This is a genomic window from Rhizobium sp. LjRoot30, from assembly GCF_964253915.1.
Lineage (GTDB): Bacteria > Pseudomonadota > Alphaproteobacteria > Rhizobiales > Rhizobiaceae > Metarhizobium.
Window position 1 is genome coordinate 34,115 of record NZ_CAXUSG020000015.1, and the last position, 18,419, is coordinate 52,533.

Consider the following 18,419-nt stretch of genomic DNA (forward strand, 5'->3'; position numbering starts at 1 on the left):
CTGAATGGCCATTCGCGTCTAGCGATTGGTATGATTACAGGAAATAGCACCGATTGGAGTAACAAAAGAGTGATTTTTTTCTTCACCGTCCGTCATCATCCGGTCACCACCACGGACATTGCTTTCCAAGCCATGTTAAAAATATGATTTTTACTTTCAACTTTTTCTTTTGCACTGCACGTCAACCGCCGCTCAAGCGAAATGGCCGCCGATACTCTGCCAGAGCATGACGACGGCAACGACGACAAGCAGCAGACCGGCGCCGCGCCCGACAAGGATTGTCGCGGCCGGATTGGCGATCAGCGCATCGCGGCTCTTGCCGGCAGCCAGCGCCACGGCACCGTAGACGAGAAGCTGCATCAGCGCCGTCATCACCCCCATCACCAGCGCCTGCTGCCAGACCGGGCCGTATTCCGGCCGGACGAACTGCGGATAGACGGCGAGCACGAACATATAGGCCTTGGGATTGATCAGGCAGGTGAGCGCGCCCTGGCGGAAGGCGGTGCGCAGCGAGCGGCTGTCGCTGCGGCCGACGGCATCGACGGTGATCGAGCTGCGCATCAGCGTATAACCGATCCAGATCATGTAGGCGGCGCCGGCGACCAGCATCGGCACGAAAAGCCACGGCAGCCAGCGGGCGATCAAGCCGGCGCCGAGCGCGCCGTAGAGCGTATGCACCGCACCGCCCGCCATGATGCCGCCAGTCGCCGCAAAACCGGCACTGCGGCCGTTGGTCAGCGCATTGGCCATGACGAACAGCATGTCCAACCCGGGCACGATGATGATGCCGAAGAGCAGAACGAGGAAAAGCCAGAGGTTATCGACGTAATCCATGTCAGGAAGTGTCCATCCGTTGGCGCGAGGATTTTTCATCGCGCTTGTTTTTCAATTGCTTGGATGGCTCTATACGCAAGGGCAACTGACAGGGCTGTGTCAGTTGTGATGGATTGGCAGACAAGGAAACGCCGATGCGCAAGGCATCCCGCCTCTTCGAGATCATCCAGATCCTGCGGCTGGCGAAAAAGCCGGTAACGGCGGCGGAGATCGGTGCGGCGCTGGAGGTGACGCCGCGCTCGATCTACCGCGACATCGCAGCACTGCAGGCGATGCGAGTGCCGATCGAGGGCGGGCGCGGCATCGGCTACATCCTGCGCCCCGGCTTCGACCTGCCGCCGCTGATGTTTTCGATCGAGGAGATGGAGGCCATCGTTCTGTCGCTGGCGCTGCTGGAACGCACCGCCGACCAGGCGCTGAAACAGGCGGCCAAGGGCGTCAACGCCAAGATCGCCGCCGCCGTGCCCGGCCCGCTGCGGCAGGTGCTCGACCGCAACGCCCTGCATGCCTGGGGCTCGGTCGCACCAGCCCCCGACGGGATCGATCTCGGCCTCGTCAGGCACGCGATCCGCGACGAACGCAAATTGCTGCTCGACTACCGCGACGAACTGGGCAACGCCACCGAACGTAAAATCCGGCCACTGGCGCTGATCTATTATTCGGCCACCGCCGTCATCGTCGCGTGGTGCGAACTGCGCCGCGCCATCCGCAATTTCCGCGCCGACCGCGTGGAAGAATGTGCAGCACTCGACGAGTTTTTCCTTGGCGAAGGCAACAGTTTGCGTGAATTGTGGACGAGCAACTGGTCGGCGCGCCCCTCATCCTAACCTTCGAGCCATCTGCCCCCTGACGGCAGGGCTTTCGCATATGACGCGACATCGCCCCTTTCCCCTTCTCCCCCGCGGGGAGAAGGTGGCCCGAAGGGTCGGATGAGGGGGAGCCAGATAGACAGGTCGCGCCGTGTAGCACCCCCTCATCCCGCTGCCGCGACCTTCTCCCCAAGGGGAGAAGGGGCAGGCGGCACCCTTTCATTCCATCTGCGATAGCCCTGCCCCCGCGGAAGAGACAGGGGACCGGATCAGACCGGAACAGGCAACGGCAGCGTACGGCTTTCCTCGCGGCCGAAACCGCGGATCTCCAGCCGGTCCTCATAAACGTCGACGATGGCAAAGGTGTTTTCGTCGGGCGTATCGACCATGCCCTTGAAGGTGACGAAGGCGCAGCCGCCGTGCTCGCCGAAATTGCCGGCGTGGTTGTGGCCGCAGAAATAGGCCGGAACGTTGTCGTAGGCTTCGATCAGTTCCAGAACGCGGGCAAAATCCCAGAGATTGTGCTCGTTCGGCGGATAGACCGGGTAGTGATTGAGGATGATCACCGTTTCGCCGGCCGCCTTGGCCGCGCGCAAAGTCACTTCCAGCCAGGCGAACTGCGTGTCGCTCAGCGCGCCGTTCCACGTCTGGGCGTTGGCGGCGCCTTCTGCCTTCAGCACCGCGAGATGGCTGGCGGCCAGCGCCCGGTGGGCATCGCCTTCGCCCGGCGCAAACAGGCTGACCTCGTTGCCGTTCAGCGCAATGAAGCGGAAGCTGCCGACCTTGAAATCGTAATAGCTGTCCTCCAACCCGAGCCGACCGACGACGGATTCAAGGCGCTCTGCCGAGACTGAAAAATCGTGGTTGCCGAGCAGCAAGCGGCTTGGCGCCTTCAGCCTGTCGTAGACAGGCAGGATATCGTCAAAACTCCGGAAGGAGCGGTCGATGATGTCGCCGAGTGTGACGACGAAGGCCAGCTCCTCGCCGTTGAAGACGTCGATTGCCGCCGACAGTTTTTCGAGACTGTTGGCATAGTAGCGGTTCATGCCGACATGCGGGGGAATGGCGGCATATTGCGGGTCGGCAAGGACGCCGAAGCGAAAAAGAGGCTGATCTGTCAGGGTCATCCGGCGTGCTTAGGGTTGTTGATTAACACGATTGTGACAGAAGAACCCCGCAAACGAAACACCCGGCGCTCTTTCGAACGCCGGGTGCTGCAAGCGGGATGCTGACACCAGATTACTTGGCGGCAGCTTCGTACATTTCCAGGACGTAGTCCCAGTTGATCAGGCTGTCGACGAAGGCTTCGAGGTACTTCGGACGCGCGTTGCGGTAGTCGATGTAATAGGAATGTTCCCAGACGTCGACGCCGAGGATCGGCGAGCCGCCGTGAACCAGCGGGTTTTCGCCGTTCGGGGTCTTGGAAATTTCGAGCTTGCCGTTCTTGACGGAAACCCAGGCCCAGCCGGAGCCGAACTGGGTCGTGCCGGCAGCAACGAAGTCAGCCTTGAACTTGTCGTAACCGCCGAGGTCGGAATTGAAGGCAGCTTCCAGCTTGCCCGGCAGCTTGTTGCCGCCGCCGTCCTTCTTCATCCACTTCCAGAAATGGATGTGGTTGTAGTGCTGGGCAGCATTGTTGAACAGGCCGGCATGGGTGCCGAAGGACTTCTTCACGACCTCTTCGAGGGAGAGATCGGCAAGACCGGCTTCCGCGGCGAGCTTGTTGCCGTTGTCGACGTAAGCCTTGTGGTGCTTGTCGTGGTGATATTCGAGCGTCTCCTTCGACATGAAGGGGGCAAGAGCTTCGTAGTCATACGGCAGCGGCGGAAGTTCGAAAGCCATGGTTTAATCTCCCTTATTGGCAGAGGCCTAACTGAGGTCAGTCGTGCGGGAACATAGGAGCGGATGGGGCACGTGGCAACCGGAGAAATGCCAAAAATCAACACCGTCAAGGAAAATTCAACTCCCCGGCACGCTGGCCAGAATCGCAGAAAAACCGCATTGCTGGGCGATCCGCAACGCCCCGTTCCGGCCCTCCGGCCAAGGACATGACGAAGGACGCCCCTGATGAAAACCGCTCTTGCCCTTACCCTTTTCATGGCTGCCGCAGCCGGTGCCGCCCATGCCTCGTCGGACGATGCCTGGGCCGAACTCGCAGCCGATGTGAAAGCCAAGTGCATCGAGGCCGCCAAGGCATCGTTCAAGACCGGCAAGGTGGCAGTCGATCCCTTCGGCAGCGAAAGCTTTGGCCTTGCGGTGGTGAGCGGTGAGCTGAAATCGACCAAGGGCCAGCAGGCCGCCGTCATCTGCGTCTACGACAAGAAGACGAAGAAGGTCGAGATCGGCAGCGAACTCGGCAGCGACGTCATCAAGGTGACGGTGCCGAAGAAGAAGTGAGGCGCGTCCGGCAGGGGCCGGCGCGCCCCTGCCGGCTTATTCCTCGTTGCCGGAGCGGCCGTAGGCCCAGTCCATGTAGAGGTCGAGCGCCTTGCGGGTGATCGGGCCTTCCTGATAGCTGCGGCTGTCGATCTGGGTTACCGGCGCGACCTTGGAATAGTTGCCGGTCATGAACACTTCGTCGGCGCCGAGGAAATCGTCGACCGTCAACGTCGCCTCGTGCACCTCGAAACCGGCCTGCTTCAACAGGCCGATGATGCGGGCGCGGGTGATGCCGGCGAGGAAGGTGTAGTTGATCGCCGGCGTGTAGACGGCGCCGTCCTTGACCATGAAGACGTTGGAGGTGGCGGTTTCGGCGACGTTGCCGTTCATGTCGCGCACCAGCGCATTGTCGAAGCCGCGACCGACGGCTTCCGTCAACATGCGGCCATTGTTGGGGTAGAGGCTGCCGGTCTTGGCCGTCGTCATGGCGCTTTCCGGCGTCGGGCGGCGGAAGGGCGAGACGGTGAGGCGGCTGGGCTTGGCGGTGTTCATCGGCGCTTCGAACAGGCACAAGGCGAAGCGGGTGGACTCCGGATCGGGGGCGACGACGCCGTAGCGGCCATGCTCGGCCCAATACATCGGCTTGATGTAGATCGCCGTCTTGCCGTCGAACTTCGAAATGCCTTCCCAGGCGAGTTTTTCGATCTCTTCCGCCGTCTTGACCGGGTTCATGCCCATGGCCACCGCCGAGCGGTTGATGCGCTGGCAATGCAGGTCGAGGTCGGGCGCGATGCCATCGAACCAGCGGCCGCCGTCAAACACCGTCGAGCCCAGCCACATGGCATGCGAGGTCGGCCCGATCAGCGGCGGATTGCCGGCGAGCCATTCGCCATCGACATAAGTCCAGGTGGGTGTGGGGGCAGCGGTGTTGACGGGCATGATGCTCTCCTTTGTTCTTGTTTGTTATCAACGCCCGCCGGTCAGCCCGGTCAAGCCAAAAAAGCCGCGCGCCGACACTTGGCAACAAACTGTCCGAAAATCGTCGACGCTTGCAGGAATTTTGCGTGAAAACAAACGCTTGCCGAATAGGTGCATCACAAATATTCATGGATGCGAGCCTTTTGGCGATGCTTGCGCCATGCCATCATCCGGCGCAGAAAAAGAGGATTGCCCGATGAAAGCCATGTATTTCGAACGCTTCGGCGAAACGCCCGAGATCCGCACCCTGCCCGACCCGACGCCTGCCGAGGGCGGCGTCGTCATCAAGGTGGAAGCGACGGGGCTGTGCCGCAGCGACTGGCACGGCTGGATCGGCCATGATGCCGACATCGTGCTGCCGCACGTGCCGGGGCACGAGTTCGCCGGCACTGTCTCGGCAGTCGGCAAGGGCGTCATGCGCTTCAAGGTCGGCGACCGGGTGACGGTGCCCTTCGTTTCCGGCTGCGGCCATTGCAGCGAGTGCCATTCCGGCAACCAGCAGGTCTGCCCCAACCAGTTCCAGCCGGGCTTCACCCACTGGGGTTCGTTTGCCGAATATGTGGCGATCCCCTATGCCGACCTCAATCTGGTCCACCTGCCCGACAATCTCGATTACGCCACGGCGGCAAGCCTCGGCTGCCGCTTCGTCACCTCCTTCCGCGCCGTCGTCGACCAGGGCCGCACCAAGCCCGGCGAGTGGGTGGCGGTGCATGGCTGCGGCGGCATCGGACTTTCGGCGATCATGATCGCCACGGCGCAGGGCGCCAACGTCATCGCCATCGACATCACCGAGGAAAAGCTCGCCTTCGCCCGTTCGCTCGGCGCCGTGGCGACCATCCATGCGGGGGCGACGGCCAATGTCGCCGAGGCGGTGAAGGAGATCACCAAGGGCGGCGCGCATGTCTCCATCGACGCGCTCGGCCATACCGCCACCTGCGTCAACTCGATCCGCAACCTGCGCCGCCGCGGCCGGCACATCCAGGTGGGGCTGATGCTCGCCGACCACGCGACGCCGGCCATCCCGATGGGCGAGGTACTGGCCTACGAACTGGAGATCTACGGTAGCCACGGCATGCAGGCCTGGCGCTACGACGCGCTGATGGACATGCTGGAAACCGGCAAGCTGGCGCCGCAAAAACTGGTCGGCCGCCATGTGAGCCTGGACGAAGCGGTGCCGGCGCTGATGGCGATGGATACCGCCACCGATATCGGCATCAGCGTCATCACCCGCTTCTGAGGCACAGATCATGAGCCAGTCCGCCTACGTCTTCGATGCCTACGGCACGCTGTTCGACGTGCATGCGGCAGTGCGCCGCCATGCCGGCCGGGCCGGGCCGGACTACCAGCTTTTTTCCGAGATCTGGCGGGCCAAGCAGCTGGAATATTCCTGGGTGCGTTCGCTGATGGGCGCTTACGCCGATTTCTGGGCGCTGACCGAACAGGCGCTCGACTACAGTTTTGCGCGGGTGAAAAGCGTCGATCCATCGTTGCGTGCCGACTTGCTCGACGCCTACTGGACGCTCGACTGCTATCCGGAGGTGCCCGCAGTGCTGAAAGGACTGAAGGCACGCGGTGCGCGCGTCGCGATCCTCTCCAACGGCTCGCCGCAGATGCTTTCCGCCGCCGTCGCCAATTCGGCGCTGGAGACGGTCATCGACGACATCTTCTCCGTCGATGCGGTGAAAACCTTCAAGACGGCGCCGGCCGTCTACGAACTGGTGACGACAGCCTATCGGCTCTATCCGCAAGCCGTTTCCTTCCAGTCGTCGAACCGCTGGGACGTCGCTGGAGCAACCAAATTTGGTTTCCGCACCGTCTGGATCAACCGCAATAATCTGCCCGACGAATATGGCGATTACGGCCCGTCCCTGATATTGCCGTCGCTCGACGCCTTGTAACGGGAAACAAAGAGGACGGCATGGCCTGGTCGGCATCACAATATCTGAAATTCGAGGAAGAACGCACCCAGCCGGCGCGCGACCTGCTGGCGGAAATCCATCATGACGCGGTGACCACCGCCGTGGATCTCGGCTGCGGCCCCGGCAATTCCACCGAACTTCTGGCCGAGCGCTTTCCCGCTGCCGCGATCCGCGGCGTCGACAGCGACGCCAACATGCTGGAGGCCGCCCGCAAGCGCTTGCCGGCCCTGAGTTTCGAACAGGCCGATATCGCCAGCTGGAGCCCGGCGGAACCTGTCGACGTGCTGTTTGCCAATGCCGTGCTGCAATGGCTGCCGGACCATATCGACGTCATGGACCGGCTTCTCGACCACCTGACGCCGGGCGGCGTGCTGGCGGTGCAGATGCCGGACAACCTCGCCGAACCCTCACACAAGGCAATGGAGGCGACGCTGCACGACGGCCCCTGGGCCGCCGAATTCGAAGGCCGCAGCCTGCGCCGGCCGAGCCTGCCGCAGCCGATCACCTATTACGAACGCCTGTCGTCGAAACTCGCCGGGCTGAACCTCTGGCACACCGTCTACCGCCATCCGATGGACGATGCGGCGGCGATCGTCGAATGGGTCAAGGCGACGGGGCTCCGCCCCTATCTCGATGCTGTCGGCGAGAAGCACCGCGAACAATTCCTCGCTGCCTATCAAGCGCATATCGCCGAAGCCTACCCGCCGCAGGAAGACGGGAAATGCCTGCTGCTGTTTCCGCGGTTCTTCTTGGTGGCAGTGAAGAAGTAGAGCGTTGTGGCTTGGCCCTCGCGCTGAGTGGCTTGCCCCTCACCCTAACCCTCTCCCCGTAGAACGGGGAGAGGGGAGACGTGCCTCGCGCAACGTCGCCTTTCCCCTTCTCCCCTCGGGGAGAAGGTGGCCCGAAGGGTCGGATGAGGGGGCGATATACGGCAGAAATTTTTACCGTGTGGCACCCCCCTCATCCCGCTGCCGCGACCTTCTCCCCGAGGGGAGAAGGGGCAGGCGGCGCCCTCTCATTCCATCCAAACGCCGCGTTGAACGGGGCAGAAACGGTGTGGCACATCCCCTTCTCCCCGCATGCGGAGAGAAGGTGCCGGCAGGCGGATGAGGGGCCCTACCGCGCAAAGTTCAAACGAACTGGCTCAACCCCGGAACCGAAGACACCACCTGGTCGACCACCTCGTCGCCGGCATATTGCTTGGCGGCTGCAATCGTTTCGCGGGCCAGCGCCGTGATCTCGCCCATGCCGAGGCCTTCGCTCATCAGCTGCTGTCCGAGGCCCATGATGCCGCCGCCGCCGCCGAGTGCGCTCATGACCGAGCCGAGCAGGCCACCGCCGCCGGCGGATTCGCCATTGAAGCGGGCAACGAGATCGGCGCCGCCGGGGATCGCCTCGATCATCCGCGCCACGGCGCCGTCGTCGGCCTCGCGCTGCAGGAAGCCGAGCATCATGCCGAGGGCCTTTTCCGCCAGCGCCGGCTCGATGCCGATCTTGTCGGCGATCTGTGTGACGATTTCATTCATGGGCTTCTCTCCTTTGTGATCGCGGCGAGCGCGGTATGGATGGGGCGCGGAACCTTGGCCGCCCTCCCCGTTTCGGCCACCCTGCGGCAGCATCAGAATCAGGGCCAGCGGATGGTTGTCCGCATCCGATGCTATCCTTATAACAGGACGAAGATGATTCAATGAAAAGCTGCGGATGCGGCCCAGCCATCGCCGCACGCCCAAGGGAGTGAATGTTTGATGTTGCAGGACGGAAAGCTTTTCATCGGTGCCAGCCGCAATCCGGATGACAGCATCAACAAGCCCGAATATCTCGACCTGAAATTCGGCAACCGTCACGGCCTGATCACCGGCGCCACCGGCACCGGCAAGACCGTGACGCTGCAGATCCTGGCGGAAGCCTTTTCCGATGCCGGCGTGCCGGTGTTCTGCTCCGATATCAAGGGCGACCTTTCCGGCATCGCCGCCATGGGCGAGCCAAAAGACTTCCTCCTGAAGCGTGCCGAACAGATCGGCCTCAGCCCTTACGATTTTCAGGAATTCCCGGTGATCTTCTGGGATCTCTACGGCGAGAAGGGCCACCGGGTGCGCACCACCATCGCCGAGATGGGGCCTCTTTTGCTGGCCCGGCTGATGAATGCCACCGAGGCGCAGGAGGGCGTGCTCAACATCGCCTTCAAGATCGCCGACGAGGGTGGCCTGCCGCTGCTCGACCTCAAGGATCTGCAGGCGATGCTCAACTACATGGGCGAACATGCCAGCGAGATTTCCAACCAGTTCGGCTTCGTGTCGAAATCTTCGGTCGGCTCGCTGCAGCGCGGACTGCTGGTGCTGGAACAGCAGGGGGCGGAACATTTCTTCGGCGAGCCGGCGCTGAAGATCACCGATATCATGCGTGTCACCAATGACGGCCGCGGCGCCATCTCGGTGCTGGCCGCCGACAAGCTGATGATGAACCCGCGGCTTTATGCCACCTTCCTGCTCTGGCTGCTGTCGGAACTGTTCGAGGAACTGCCCGAGGTCGGCGATCCCGACAAGCCGAAGCTGGTGTTCTTCTTCGACGAGGCCCACCTCTTGTTCACCGATGCGCCAAAAGTGCTGATCGAGCGCGTCGAGCAGGTGGTGCGGCTGATCCGTTCCAAGGGCGTCGGCGTCTATTTCGTCACGCAGAACCCGCTCGACGTACCGGAGACCGTACTCGCCCAGCTCGGCAACCGGGTGCAGCATGCGTTGCGCGCCTATACGCCGCGCGAGCAGAAGGCGGTGAAGACGGCTGCCGATACCTTCCGCCCCAACCCGGCCTTCGATTGCGCCACCGTCATCACCACGCTCGGCACCGGCGAGGCGCTGGTCTCGACGCTGGAGGGCAAGGGTGCGCCGTCGATGGTGGAACGCACCCTCATCCGCCCGCCGGCCTCGCGGCTCGGCCCGGTGACGGACGAGGAACGCAAGAAGGTGATCGCGGTCAGCCCGGTCGCCGAAATGTACGACGAGGATTTCGATCGCGAGTCGGCTTATGAAATTCTCGCCGGCCGCGCCAAGCAGGCAGCCGACCAGGAAGCCGCCAAACGCCAAGCGGAAGAAAAGCAGCAGCAACAAGGCGACGACGACAGCGCCGCCGGCCGCTGGACCCTGCCCGGCTTCGGCAACGACCGAAACGACGACGCCGATCCGGCACCACGCAAACGCACCTCCGGTTACCAGCGCGAAACGGTGGTCGAGGCGGCGATGAAGAGTGTGGCGCGAACCGTGGCGAGCCAGGTCGGGCGGGCGCTGGTGCGCGGTATTCTCGGCAGCTTGCGGCGGTGACGGAGAAGACTGGGGCGGCGGCCCCTCACCCTAGCCCTCTCCCCGCACGCGGGGACAGGGGACTTGCCCCACTCGACGTTGAGTTTGGCGAAGGCGGTGCGGCATATCCCCTTCTCCCCAGCGGGGAGAAGGTGCCGACAGGCGGATGAGGGGGCGAAATACGGCAGGACTTTCCCGCGTGGCACCCCCTCATCCCGCTGCCGCGACCTTCTCCCCGCCGGGGAGAAGGAGGCAGGCGGCACCCTCTTTAATCCATACGACCGCGAAAGCTACTCCGCCGCCTGCGGCCAGCGCACAAGCGCCGCCTGGCCGGCATCCGTCAGGCCGTAGACGCCGCGGTCGATGCGTTCGAACCAGCCGTAGACATTGCCGAGCAGGATCTTCGCCGCATCCGGCGCTTGCGGGCGGATGTCGCGCGGGCGCAGCGGCCCGGCGACAAGGGCCGCGGCGCAGGCGAGCGCCTGCTGGCGGTAGGCGGTCATGACAGGCGCCTTGGTGCTGCCGCCGAGCATCGGGTCGCCGCGGCGCTTGCGGTGTTCGGCGACAAGACGGGAGCGGCGTTTGTTGTTGGTGCGCGGCATCGGTGAAACCGAGCTGACGATAATGCTGACCTCGTCACGATCCGAGACGCCGAGCATGCCGATACCCAGCCGGCGGCAGAGATCGCGGAAGCGGCGGTCGGCCTCGCGGCCCCTGCCCTTGGCGGAAACGCGGGCGGCGATCCAGATTTCATCCGCTGCGGCGGCGCGGTCGACGGCCTGCAGGATCAGCTCCAGGTTAAAGCTCAGTTTCAGCTCGCAGACCACCACGACCGGCGGCTCTCCCTCGCTCAAGCCGACGAGATCGCAGCTGCCCACCTCGCCCTTGACGATGTAGCCGGCGGCCTCGAGGAAGGTTTTGACGGGGAGATAGAGGGACGTTTCCATGGCGGCCGAAGGGTGAGAATCAATGCCGCAAGCCTAGCATGACGTGAGACTGCAGGGGTTAACGTGCAAATGACAGGTTCCTGATCGCCCCGCTGCAATGCGAAGATACCGGGTTGACGACATCCGCGGGTTCCCTCTTCTCCCCAGTGGGGAGAAGATGCCCAGAGGGCAGATGAGGGGGGCCTTGCCGCAGACTCGGTGCCAGACCTCCCCCCTCATCCGACCCTTCGGGCCACCTTCTCCCCGCTGGGGAGAAGGGGAAAGCCGCATCCTCGGCGCAGAATACCGGGGGTTTCCGCGATCACATGCCCCCGGTTGCACTCGCATCCATCCGATGCTAAAAACCCTCATCGAACTCGAGCCGAATGGAGGGCTGCGTGATGACATTTTTCCGGCAGCATCGCCAGTTTGGCCCGAAAGCGGCCCTGCAAATGCGTTTGCAGGGCTGACCAGAGACTTTACCCCCTCTTCCTGGTCTGCCCCTCGTGGCCCGTGCAGCGCCAAGCGTTTTGCTTGTGACCTCCTGCACTTCTTCATTCGCCGCGCGACACTGCATCGACCGATGGCCGGGTGCCACGGATGCACTGATCGCCGGTCAGACCAGAGAACGATCATGACCCTTATTTCCCTCCGCAGCCTCGGCATCACGCTGGGTAAAACCCTCTTCTCCGACCTGTCGCTGACGGTCGGCCGCGGCGAGCGCCTCGGCATCGTCGCCGCCAATGGTCGCGGCAAATCCACGCTGCTGCGCTGCATCGCCGGTACCGCCGATGCCACCACCGGTGAGATCACCCGCGGGCGCGGCCTGACCATCGGCCATATGGAACAGACGGTGCCGCCGAACCTTATGGCGAAGCCCTTCCACGGCGCGGTGGCCGCCGCCCTGCCCGCCGAGCAGGCGGAAAACGAGACCTGGCGTGTCGACATCGTGCTCGACGACCTCGCCGTGCCGGCGGAACTGCGGGAGCGCCCGCTCGAGCAGTTGAGCGGCGGCTGGCAGCGGATCGCCCTGCTTGCCCGCGTTGCCGTCACCGAGCCGGATGCGCTGCTGCTGGACGAGCCGACCAACCATCTCGACCTGTCGAAGATCGCCGCGCTGGAGAATTGGCTGAACGCCCTGCCCCGCGACATGCCGGTCATCGTCGCCAGCCACGACCGCGCCTTCCTCGATGCCGTCACCAACCGGACGCTGTTCCTGCGGCCGGAGCATTCGCAGTTTTTCGCCCTGCCCTACAGCCGGGCACGCGCGGCGCTCGACGAGGCCGATGCCGCCGAGGAACGGCGCTTCCAGCGCGACATGAAGACGGCGCAGCAGCTGCGCCAGCAGGCGGCGAAACTCAACAATATCGGCATCAATTCCGGCAGCGACCTCCTGGTGGTCAAGACCAAGCAGTTGAAGCAGCGGGCGGAAAAGCTGGAGACGGCGGCAAAACCGGCGCATCAGGAACGCTCGGCCGGCGCAATCCGGCTTGCCAATCGCGGCACGCATGCCAAGGTGCTGGTGACGCTGGAGGATGCGGCGGTGACGACGCCGGACGGAACGCTGTTGTTTCGTACCGGCAGGCAGTTCATCTGCCAGGGCGACCGGATCGTGCTGCTCGGCGCAAACGGCGTCGGCAAGTCGCGGCTGGTGACCATGCTGAGGACGGCGATCGCAAATCCGCACGCGGTCACGGACGGCATCAAGCCGACGCCATCGCTGGTGCTCGGTTATGCCGACCAGAACCTTGCCGACCTGCCGGGCAACGAGACGCCGCTCCACCTTCTGAGCCGTCGCTTTGCCCTCGGCGAGCCACGGGCGCGCACCCTGCTCGCCGGTGCCGGCATTGCCATCGACATGCAGGAAAAACCGGCCGGCCATCTCTCCGGCGGCCAGCGGGCGCGGCTCGGCATGCTGATGCTGCGGCTGACCGAACCGAACTTTTATCTGCTAGACGAGCCGACCAACCATCTCGATATCGAAGGACAGGAAGCGCTGGAGAACGAGCTGTTGCAACAGCAGGCGAGCTGCCTGCTCGTCTCGCACGACCGCAGTTTCGTGCGGGCGGTCGGCAATCGCTTCTGGTTGATCGAGCGGCGGCGGCTGGTGGAGATGGATGGACCGGAGACGTTTTTTGCGTCGTTCGGGTGAGGACGACCGGACTTGGAGCATCGTCTCGCCGTTCACGGCAGGGCTATCGCAGATGGCACGAGAGGGTGCCACCTGCCCCTTCTCCCCCGCGGGGAGAAGGTCGCGGCAGCGGGATGAGGGGGTGCCACAGGGGAAAATCTTGCCGTGTATCCCCCTCATCCGACCCTTCGGGCCACCTTCTACCCGCTGGGGAGAAGGGAAAAAGGCGACGTCACGACAAAAGCGATGACCTGCCGTTCACGGGGAAACGGCAGGTCTTATCGAAAAACCTTAGAGAACGACGACCTGGCTCTTGCCCGAAACCCGTTCAAAGAGGTCGATGACATCCTGGTTGAGCATGCGCACGCAGCCGGAAGAGGTGGCCTTGCCGACCGATTTCCAGTCCGGCGTGCCGTGAATGCGGTACAGCGTGTCCTTGCCGTCCTTGAAGATGTAGAGGGCGCGGGCGCCGAGCGGATTGTTCAAGCCGGGGTTCATGCCGCCATTGGCGGAGGCGAACATTTTCAGGTCCGGCTGGCGCTCGACCATGTCGTCGGGCGGCGTCCAGCGCGGCCATTTCTGCTTCCACTGGATCACGCCGCGGCCGGACCAGGCGTAACCGTCACGGCCGATGCCGACGCCGTAGCGCATCGCCTTGCCGCCCGGCTGCACCAGGTAGAGAAAACGCTGCTTGGTATCGACGACGATGGTGCCCGGCTTTTCGGCCGTCTGGTATTCGACCTCCTGGCGCAGGTAGCGCGGATCGATCGAGCGGTAAGGAATGGCAGGCAGCATCCGCCCGTCATCCTCGGTCGCCCCATAGCTGGCCAGGTGCACCGGATTGGAGACCGGCAAGCCATAGGTCTGGTGGAAAGACGTGGTGTAAAGCGTCGTCCGTCGTGCCGGCGGCTGCGCCGTCTCGGTCGACTGGAAAAACACCGGTGCCGTCTCGTAGCGGAAGACATCGGCATTCATGCGCGAGGTGTCGGTGCAGCCGGCAACGGCAAGCGCTGCCGTCAACAGCGCCGCAACGGACAGGGACCGGCGAACGGGGGTGTGATCGAAAATCATGGACTTACCGCTTTTGCAACAGATGACATCTGGTCGCCATGATTCCAGACGCGGCTGGCGCGAGGCTGTCGTGACGCGCGGCGTCAGCGACCGCGGCGCCATTGCAGCGCCTCCATGAGCCGATGACCGAGCTCCTCGTCGCCGATGACATCGGCGCGGATCAGCACATAGGGCCAGCCCTTGTAGTGGTCGGTCTCGTAATAGATATCCGGCGCCATCTCGATCAGCCGTTCTTTTTCGTCGACGGTACCGCAGGCCAGAGCCAGCGTGACGCCGTCCTTGACGCGCAGGAGAAGCTTTCGGCGATATTTGAGTGCGGGCGTACCGTAGGACGTGCCAGCCTCAAGGTCGGGCAGGCCGGCGGAGGCGGCAACCGCCTCGACGCGACGAAACAGTCTGGCCATGTCGTCCTCGGTCATGTTGCGCCTCCGGTTTCTGCCATCGGCGCATTGTACTCAAGGGCAGAGATCCGGGCGAGAGGCCTGCTCCAGGCGCCTGTATTTTTCCGGCGGCGGCTCTGGCGAAAAGGGCAGGTCGGCGAGATCGCGTTGCGACATGTCCCGCAAAAGCGGATGCTGCAGCGGATCGCCGCACCACGGCGGGCGGGGAAAGGATGACGCTTGCGGCGTTTCCTTGAAGAAAAACTTGAACATCGGACGATCCTTCGTCGAAAAGGCACACTGCCGTTCCGGCAGTTGATGCCCGGCTATGGTGGCAATCATCGCTCCATGCGGTCGGCAAAGCAATTGAGTTTATCAGGCAGCCGATATAGAAAAACTATATGAAAAATCTGAACCTCGTACATTTGAACGGCCTGAAGGCCTTGGAGGCGGTGGGCCGGCTGGGTTCGCTGCAGGCGGCGGCCGACGAGCTGGGCGTCTCGCTTGGCGCCGTCAGCCAGCAGGTGATCAAGGCGGAAAACCAGCTGGGCCGCAGTCTGTTCCAGCGCACGCCGCGCGGCATGGTGGCAACGGAATTTTCCGCGCCGCTGCTGCAACGGCTGACGACCGGTTTCCAGATTCTCTCCGAAGTGGTCGGCCGCGCCCAGGCGCGCGACGATTCGATGCTGACCATTTCCGTCGCGCCGGTCTTTGCCGCCCGCTGGCTGGTGCACCGGCTCGACAGGTTCGCCGAGCGCTGCCCGGGCATCCGCCTGCGGATCGATGCGACGACGGCGCTGGTCAATCCCGGCATGGGGGATGTCGATATCTGCATCCGGGTCGGTCGCGGGAACTGGCCGGAGGTGAACGCCGAGCTATTGTTGGAGCAGGAGGTATTCCCCGTCTGCACGCCGGCGCTCGCCGCAGGCCTCAAGACACCGGCAGACTTGCTCGCCCTGCCGGCCGTCATCGACGACCACGCCATGTTCAGCTGGGCCGTCTGGCTGGAGGCGGCCGGGCTGCCGGGTGCCGGCATCAACACGCGGCATGTGTTCAACGATGCTTCGCTCTGCCTCGATGCCGCCGTCGCCGGCCAGGGGGTGATGCTCGCCTGGCAGACGCTCGCCGGATATCCGCTGGAAACCGGCAGTCTGGTGGCGCCGTTCGGCCTGCGCGCCAAGACCGGCTACGGCCATTATTTCATCACGGCGGCGGGCGAACGCGAGCCGGCAAAAGTCTCCCGCTTCAAGACCTGGGTGCGCGAAGAAATCGCCCTGTCGATGGAGAAGCTGGGTTTCGACGGTCCGCCGGCCGCAAACCCTACGAAGCCTCCGCGGCGCGGATCGCCATCGTCGCCTTGAAGGCCGGCCGGGACTGGCACCGCCCCAGCCAGGCGGCGACTTTTGGCGCGGCGTCGAACAACTCCTTTTCCGTCATCGCATAACGGAACACTTCCGCCACGTTGAGATCGGCCACGGTGAAACGATCGCCGACAAGCCAGTTGTGTTGCTGAAGATGCGCCTCCAGCAATGCGAAGGCCGGCTTGAGGCCGCGGCGGGCGAGCCTCAGCGTCAGCTGACCGTCCTCGCTCGTTTCGACGCCGTTGTCGTAGGCCAGCACGACCTTGACCGAATGCGGCTCCACCTCGGTGGCCGCCCACAGGGTCCACATCGTCACCAACCCCTCCTCCTGCACCGATTGCGGCGCCAGCGGGCCGCCATGCTTGCGGGCGAGATAGAGGTTGATCGCCAGCGATTCCGTCAGCACCAGCCCGTTGTCGTCGATAGCAGGAATGAAGCCGAGCGGATTGATCTCCAGGAAGGACGGCGAACGGGTGTTGAGCGGCGCCTTGGGATCAAACGGATCGGCAAGCCGGCGCGCCTGGACCACCGGCACGGATTTGACATCCAGGCCAAGCTCGGCCGCCATCCAGTAGTTGCGCGCAGCCCGCGAGCGGTAAACCCCATAAATCGTCAGCATGGTCCTCTCCTCTTTTTGCCGGACGATAGTCGGCGAAAGGGAAAAACGGAACCGGCGCGAAGGATGAAATCTTCGCATGGACTGATCAGCGACGATCATCGATCGAGGCTCTGACGCGGCCAATTCCCTGAGGACGAAAAGACGGAGAAGGGCAAGACGGGGCGGCGGCGGCCTAAACCCGGTTGCCCTCGATGGTCAAGTGCGCAAACCCGCCATTGCCTGCCAACGCCAGGTCTCCGGTGGTCTTCTCGTTCCAGCGGAAGCCGACGATGCCGCCGTCGGGCGTTTCCTGAAACAGGTTGTCGGCAAGCAATGCCGTGCCGGACCCTTCGACCACCGAGACGGCACAGCCGACCGGCGCGTTGCGGACGATGTTGCCGGTGGCGATGATGTTGCGCAGGTATGGCCCCCAGCCGAGCATCATGCCCCATTTGCCGGCGTTCTCGATGACGTTGCCGCTGACGGTGGTATCCGCTTCCACGGCGATGCCGAAACCGAAACCGGCGCCGTCATGTTCATAAGGTCCGGTCAGCGACAGGTTGCGGATGACGTTGTTGGCGACGGTGGCGAGCCGGCCGCCCTCGTCGAAATTGACGATCAGCACGCCGTTGGCGGCGCCATCGACCAGATTGCCGGTGACGACGGCGCCCTCGAAGCCAAATTCGGAATAGATCGCCGTCTCGCCGGAGCGCAGGCACTGGTTGGCGGTGATCTGTACGTTCGAGCCGGCATTGGCGCGGATCGCCGAAAAGGCGCAATCGGAGACATGGTTGCCCGCGATCATCACGCCGTCGGCGCGAAAGATGTTGATGCCGTTGCCGTTCTGGCCGGTGCCGCCTGCGGTGGCGGCGATCCGCATGACGCGGTTGCCGGAAATCATCGTGCCGTCCTCGCCCTTGGTCCAGCGATGCACGAGGATGCCGCCGTTACCGCAATCCGAAATCGTGTTGCCGGTTACCGACAGGCCGGTGCTTTCGACTGCATAGACCGCCGCCTGGGCCGCTCCGGAAATATGCGAGCGCTCGATGCGGCCACCGCAGCGTTCCATCTGGACGGCATGCTTGCGGCTGCCGGCGATCTCGCAATTGTCGATCACGACTTCGGCGACGCCGCGCAGTTGCACCAGAGCGCCAGCATAGTCTCCCAGCCAGCGGTTATCGCCATCGATGACGATATTGGACAATTGCACGCGCCGCAGGCCATCTGCCATGAACAGGTGGCCCTCGCCGGTATAGACGATGCGCGAGGCGCCGGGGACGCCGGTGATGCGGGTGTTGTCGGGCAGGTCGATGTTGGAGAGGCGGTAGGTGCCGGGCGGCAGGAAGACCGGCACGTCGCTGGCCGCTGCCTTGCGCAGCATCTTTTCGAAACGCTTGCTCTGGTTGTCCGCCGTTCCCGGCAGCACGCCGTATTCCGCTGCATCGATCGGCCCGCGCAGGTCGACCGGCGTCAACTCAAGAGCGTCGGCATGTCTGGCCGCCAGCGGCAAAAAGGCGGCGCCCCACAGTATTCCCAGAAGTTGACGGCGTGACGGCATGGTTTTCTCCAGAATTGCCCGGATCGACAAGCAGAATTCATGCCAACGACAAACGTACCGTTTTGGAACAGATCATTTCAAACGATAAACTTTGGGCGAAAAAAGCTCTCGGCTTTCTGCATTTCAGCTATGATCGGCGCCGCTGAGTCGCTTACCGTGTATCGCTCTTAAACAAGAGTAAG

19 protein-coding genes are annotated in these 18,419 nt (G+C 63.7%); 8 read left to right on the forward strand and 11 right to left on the reverse strand.

Translation table 11 applies throughout. The annotated features are described in order from the left end of the window. Positions 1-192 precede the first annotated feature (192 nt). Positions 193-834 (reverse strand): LysE family translocator, encoded by a 642-nt coding sequence (locus tag ACSQ3I_RS23450; protein WP_436002925.1) that lies wholly within the window; start codon positions 832-834, stop codon positions 193-195. Positions 835-968: 134 nt separating this feature from the next. Between ACSQ3I_RS23450 and ACSQ3I_RS23455 the strand changes: the two genes are divergently transcribed. Continuing rightward, positions 969-1,661, forward strand: a complete 693-nt coding sequence (locus tag ACSQ3I_RS23455; RefSeq protein WP_436002928.1) for a helix-turn-helix transcriptional regulator — start codon at positions 969-971, stop codon at positions 1,659-1,661. Between the two features lie 251 nt (positions 1,662-1,912). Here ACSQ3I_RS23455 and ACSQ3I_RS23460 read toward each other — a convergent pair whose 3' ends face one another. After that, positions 1,913-2,770: a metallophosphoesterase gene (locus ACSQ3I_RS23460; RefSeq protein WP_436002930.1), complete on the reverse strand. Its 858-nt coding sequence runs from the start codon at positions 2,768-2,770 to the stop codon at positions 1,913-1,915. A gap of 112 nt (positions 2,771-2,882) precedes the next feature. Continuing rightward, positions 2,883-3,485, reverse strand: a complete 603-nt coding sequence (locus ACSQ3I_RS23465; RefSeq protein ID WP_436002932.1) for a superoxide dismutase — start codon at positions 3,483-3,485, stop codon at positions 2,883-2,885. 225 nt (positions 3,486-3,710) lie between these two features. On the opposite strand from ACSQ3I_RS23465, the gene ACSQ3I_RS23470 reads away from it, so the two are divergent. Then, positions 3,711-4,040, forward strand: a complete 330-nt coding sequence (locus tag ACSQ3I_RS23470; protein ID WP_436002934.1) for a hypothetical protein — start codon at positions 3,711-3,713, stop codon at positions 4,038-4,040. 36 nt (positions 4,041-4,076) lie between these two features. Here the strand turns inward: ACSQ3I_RS23470 and ACSQ3I_RS23475 are convergent, their stop codons facing one another. Then, positions 4,077-4,961, reverse strand: coding sequence for a branched-chain amino acid aminotransferase (locus ACSQ3I_RS23475; RefSeq protein WP_436002936.1), 885 nt, complete (start codon positions 4,959-4,961; stop codon positions 4,077-4,079). 235 nt (positions 4,962-5,196) lie between these two features. Here ACSQ3I_RS23475 and ACSQ3I_RS23480 point away from each other — a divergent pair, with 235 nt between their 5' ends. Genes ACSQ3I_RS23480 through tam form a run of 3 tightly spaced genes read left to right on the forward strand, consistent with a single transcriptional unit; the run spans position 5,197 to position 7,689 of the window. Then, positions 5,197-6,237, forward strand: coding sequence for a zinc-dependent alcohol dehydrogenase family protein (locus ACSQ3I_RS23480; protein WP_436002938.1), 1,041 nt, complete (start codon positions 5,197-5,199; stop codon positions 6,235-6,237). A 10-nt stretch (positions 6,238-6,247) separates the two neighbouring features. Next, entirely contained in the window at positions 6,248-6,898 is a 651-nt protein-coding gene (locus tag ACSQ3I_RS23485) for a haloacid dehalogenase type II (RefSeq protein WP_436002940.1), read from the forward strand. Positions 6,899-6,918: 20 nt separating this feature from the next. Beyond that, positions 6,919-7,689, forward strand: coding sequence for a trans-aconitate 2-methyltransferase (tam, locus tag ACSQ3I_RS23490; protein ID WP_436002941.1), 771 nt, complete (start codon positions 6,919-6,921; stop codon positions 7,687-7,689). Between the two features lie 360 nt (positions 7,690-8,049). Here tam and ACSQ3I_RS23495 read toward each other — a convergent pair whose 3' ends face one another. Beyond that, the gene (locus ACSQ3I_RS23495; RefSeq protein ID WP_436002943.1) at positions 8,050-8,445 is read right to left on the reverse strand and encodes a hypothetical protein; all 396 of its coding nucleotides are present in this window, start codon (positions 8,443-8,445) and stop codon (positions 8,050-8,052) included. A gap of 219 nt (positions 8,446-8,664) precedes the next feature. Between ACSQ3I_RS23495 and ACSQ3I_RS23500 the strand changes: the two genes are divergently transcribed. After that, entirely contained in the window at positions 8,665-10,233 is a 1,569-nt protein-coding gene (locus ACSQ3I_RS23500; protein WP_436002945.1) for a helicase HerA-like C-terminal domain-containing protein, read from the forward strand. Positions 10,234-10,502: 269 nt separating this feature from the next. Here ACSQ3I_RS23500 and ACSQ3I_RS23505 read toward each other — a convergent pair whose 3' ends face one another. After that, positions 10,503-11,159, reverse strand: coding sequence for a DUF2161 domain-containing phosphodiesterase (locus tag ACSQ3I_RS23505; protein ID WP_436002947.1), 657 nt, complete (start codon positions 11,157-11,159; stop codon positions 10,503-10,505). A 613-nt stretch (positions 11,160-11,772) separates the two neighbouring features. Between ACSQ3I_RS23505 and ACSQ3I_RS23510 the strand changes: the two genes are divergently transcribed. Beyond that, positions 11,773-13,290, forward strand: coding sequence for an ABC-F family ATP-binding cassette domain-containing protein (locus tag ACSQ3I_RS23510; protein WP_436002949.1), 1,518 nt, complete (start codon positions 11,773-11,775; stop codon positions 13,288-13,290). 270 nt (positions 13,291-13,560) lie between these two features. Here the strand turns inward: ACSQ3I_RS23510 and ACSQ3I_RS23515 are convergent, their stop codons facing one another. From ACSQ3I_RS23515 to ACSQ3I_RS23525, 3 genes are all read right to left on the reverse strand, one after another. Continuing rightward, a complete protein-coding gene (locus tag ACSQ3I_RS23515) occupies positions 13,561-14,340 on the reverse strand; it encodes a L,D-transpeptidase (protein ID WP_436002951.1) in 780 nt (259 codons plus the stop codon). Positions 14,341-14,423: 83 nt separating this feature from the next. Continuing rightward, positions 14,424-14,759 carry an MmcQ/YjbR family DNA-binding protein gene (locus ACSQ3I_RS23520; protein ID WP_436002953.1) on the reverse strand — a complete coding sequence of 112 codons (336 nt, stop codon included), beginning with the start codon at positions 14,757-14,759 and terminating at the stop codon, positions 14,424-14,426. 36 nt (positions 14,760-14,795) lie between these two features. After that, positions 14,796-14,993, reverse strand: coding sequence for a hypothetical protein (locus ACSQ3I_RS23525; RefSeq protein WP_436002955.1), 198 nt, complete (start codon positions 14,991-14,993; stop codon positions 14,796-14,798). Positions 14,994-15,121: 128 nt separating this feature from the next. On the opposite strand from ACSQ3I_RS23525, the gene ACSQ3I_RS23530 reads away from it, so the two are divergent. Continuing rightward, on the forward strand, positions 15,122-16,081 hold the full coding sequence (locus ACSQ3I_RS23530; RefSeq protein ID WP_436002957.1) for a LysR substrate-binding domain-containing protein: 960 nt from the start codon (positions 15,122-15,124) through the stop codon (positions 16,079-16,081). Here ACSQ3I_RS23530 and ACSQ3I_RS23535 read toward each other — a convergent pair. Continuing rightward, positions 16,041-16,700 (reverse strand): glutathione S-transferase family protein, encoded by a 660-nt coding sequence (locus ACSQ3I_RS23535; protein WP_436002959.1) that lies wholly within the window; start codon positions 16,698-16,700, stop codon positions 16,041-16,043. The two genes, ACSQ3I_RS23530 and ACSQ3I_RS23535, sit on opposite strands and share 41 nt — an antisense overlap. Positions 16,701-16,872: 172 nt before the next feature. Further along, a complete protein-coding gene (locus tag ACSQ3I_RS23540) occupies positions 16,873-18,237 on the reverse strand; it encodes a TIGR03808 family TAT-translocated repetitive protein (RefSeq protein ID WP_436002961.1) in 1,365 nt (454 codons plus the stop codon). Positions 18,238-18,419: the final 182 nt, after the last annotated feature.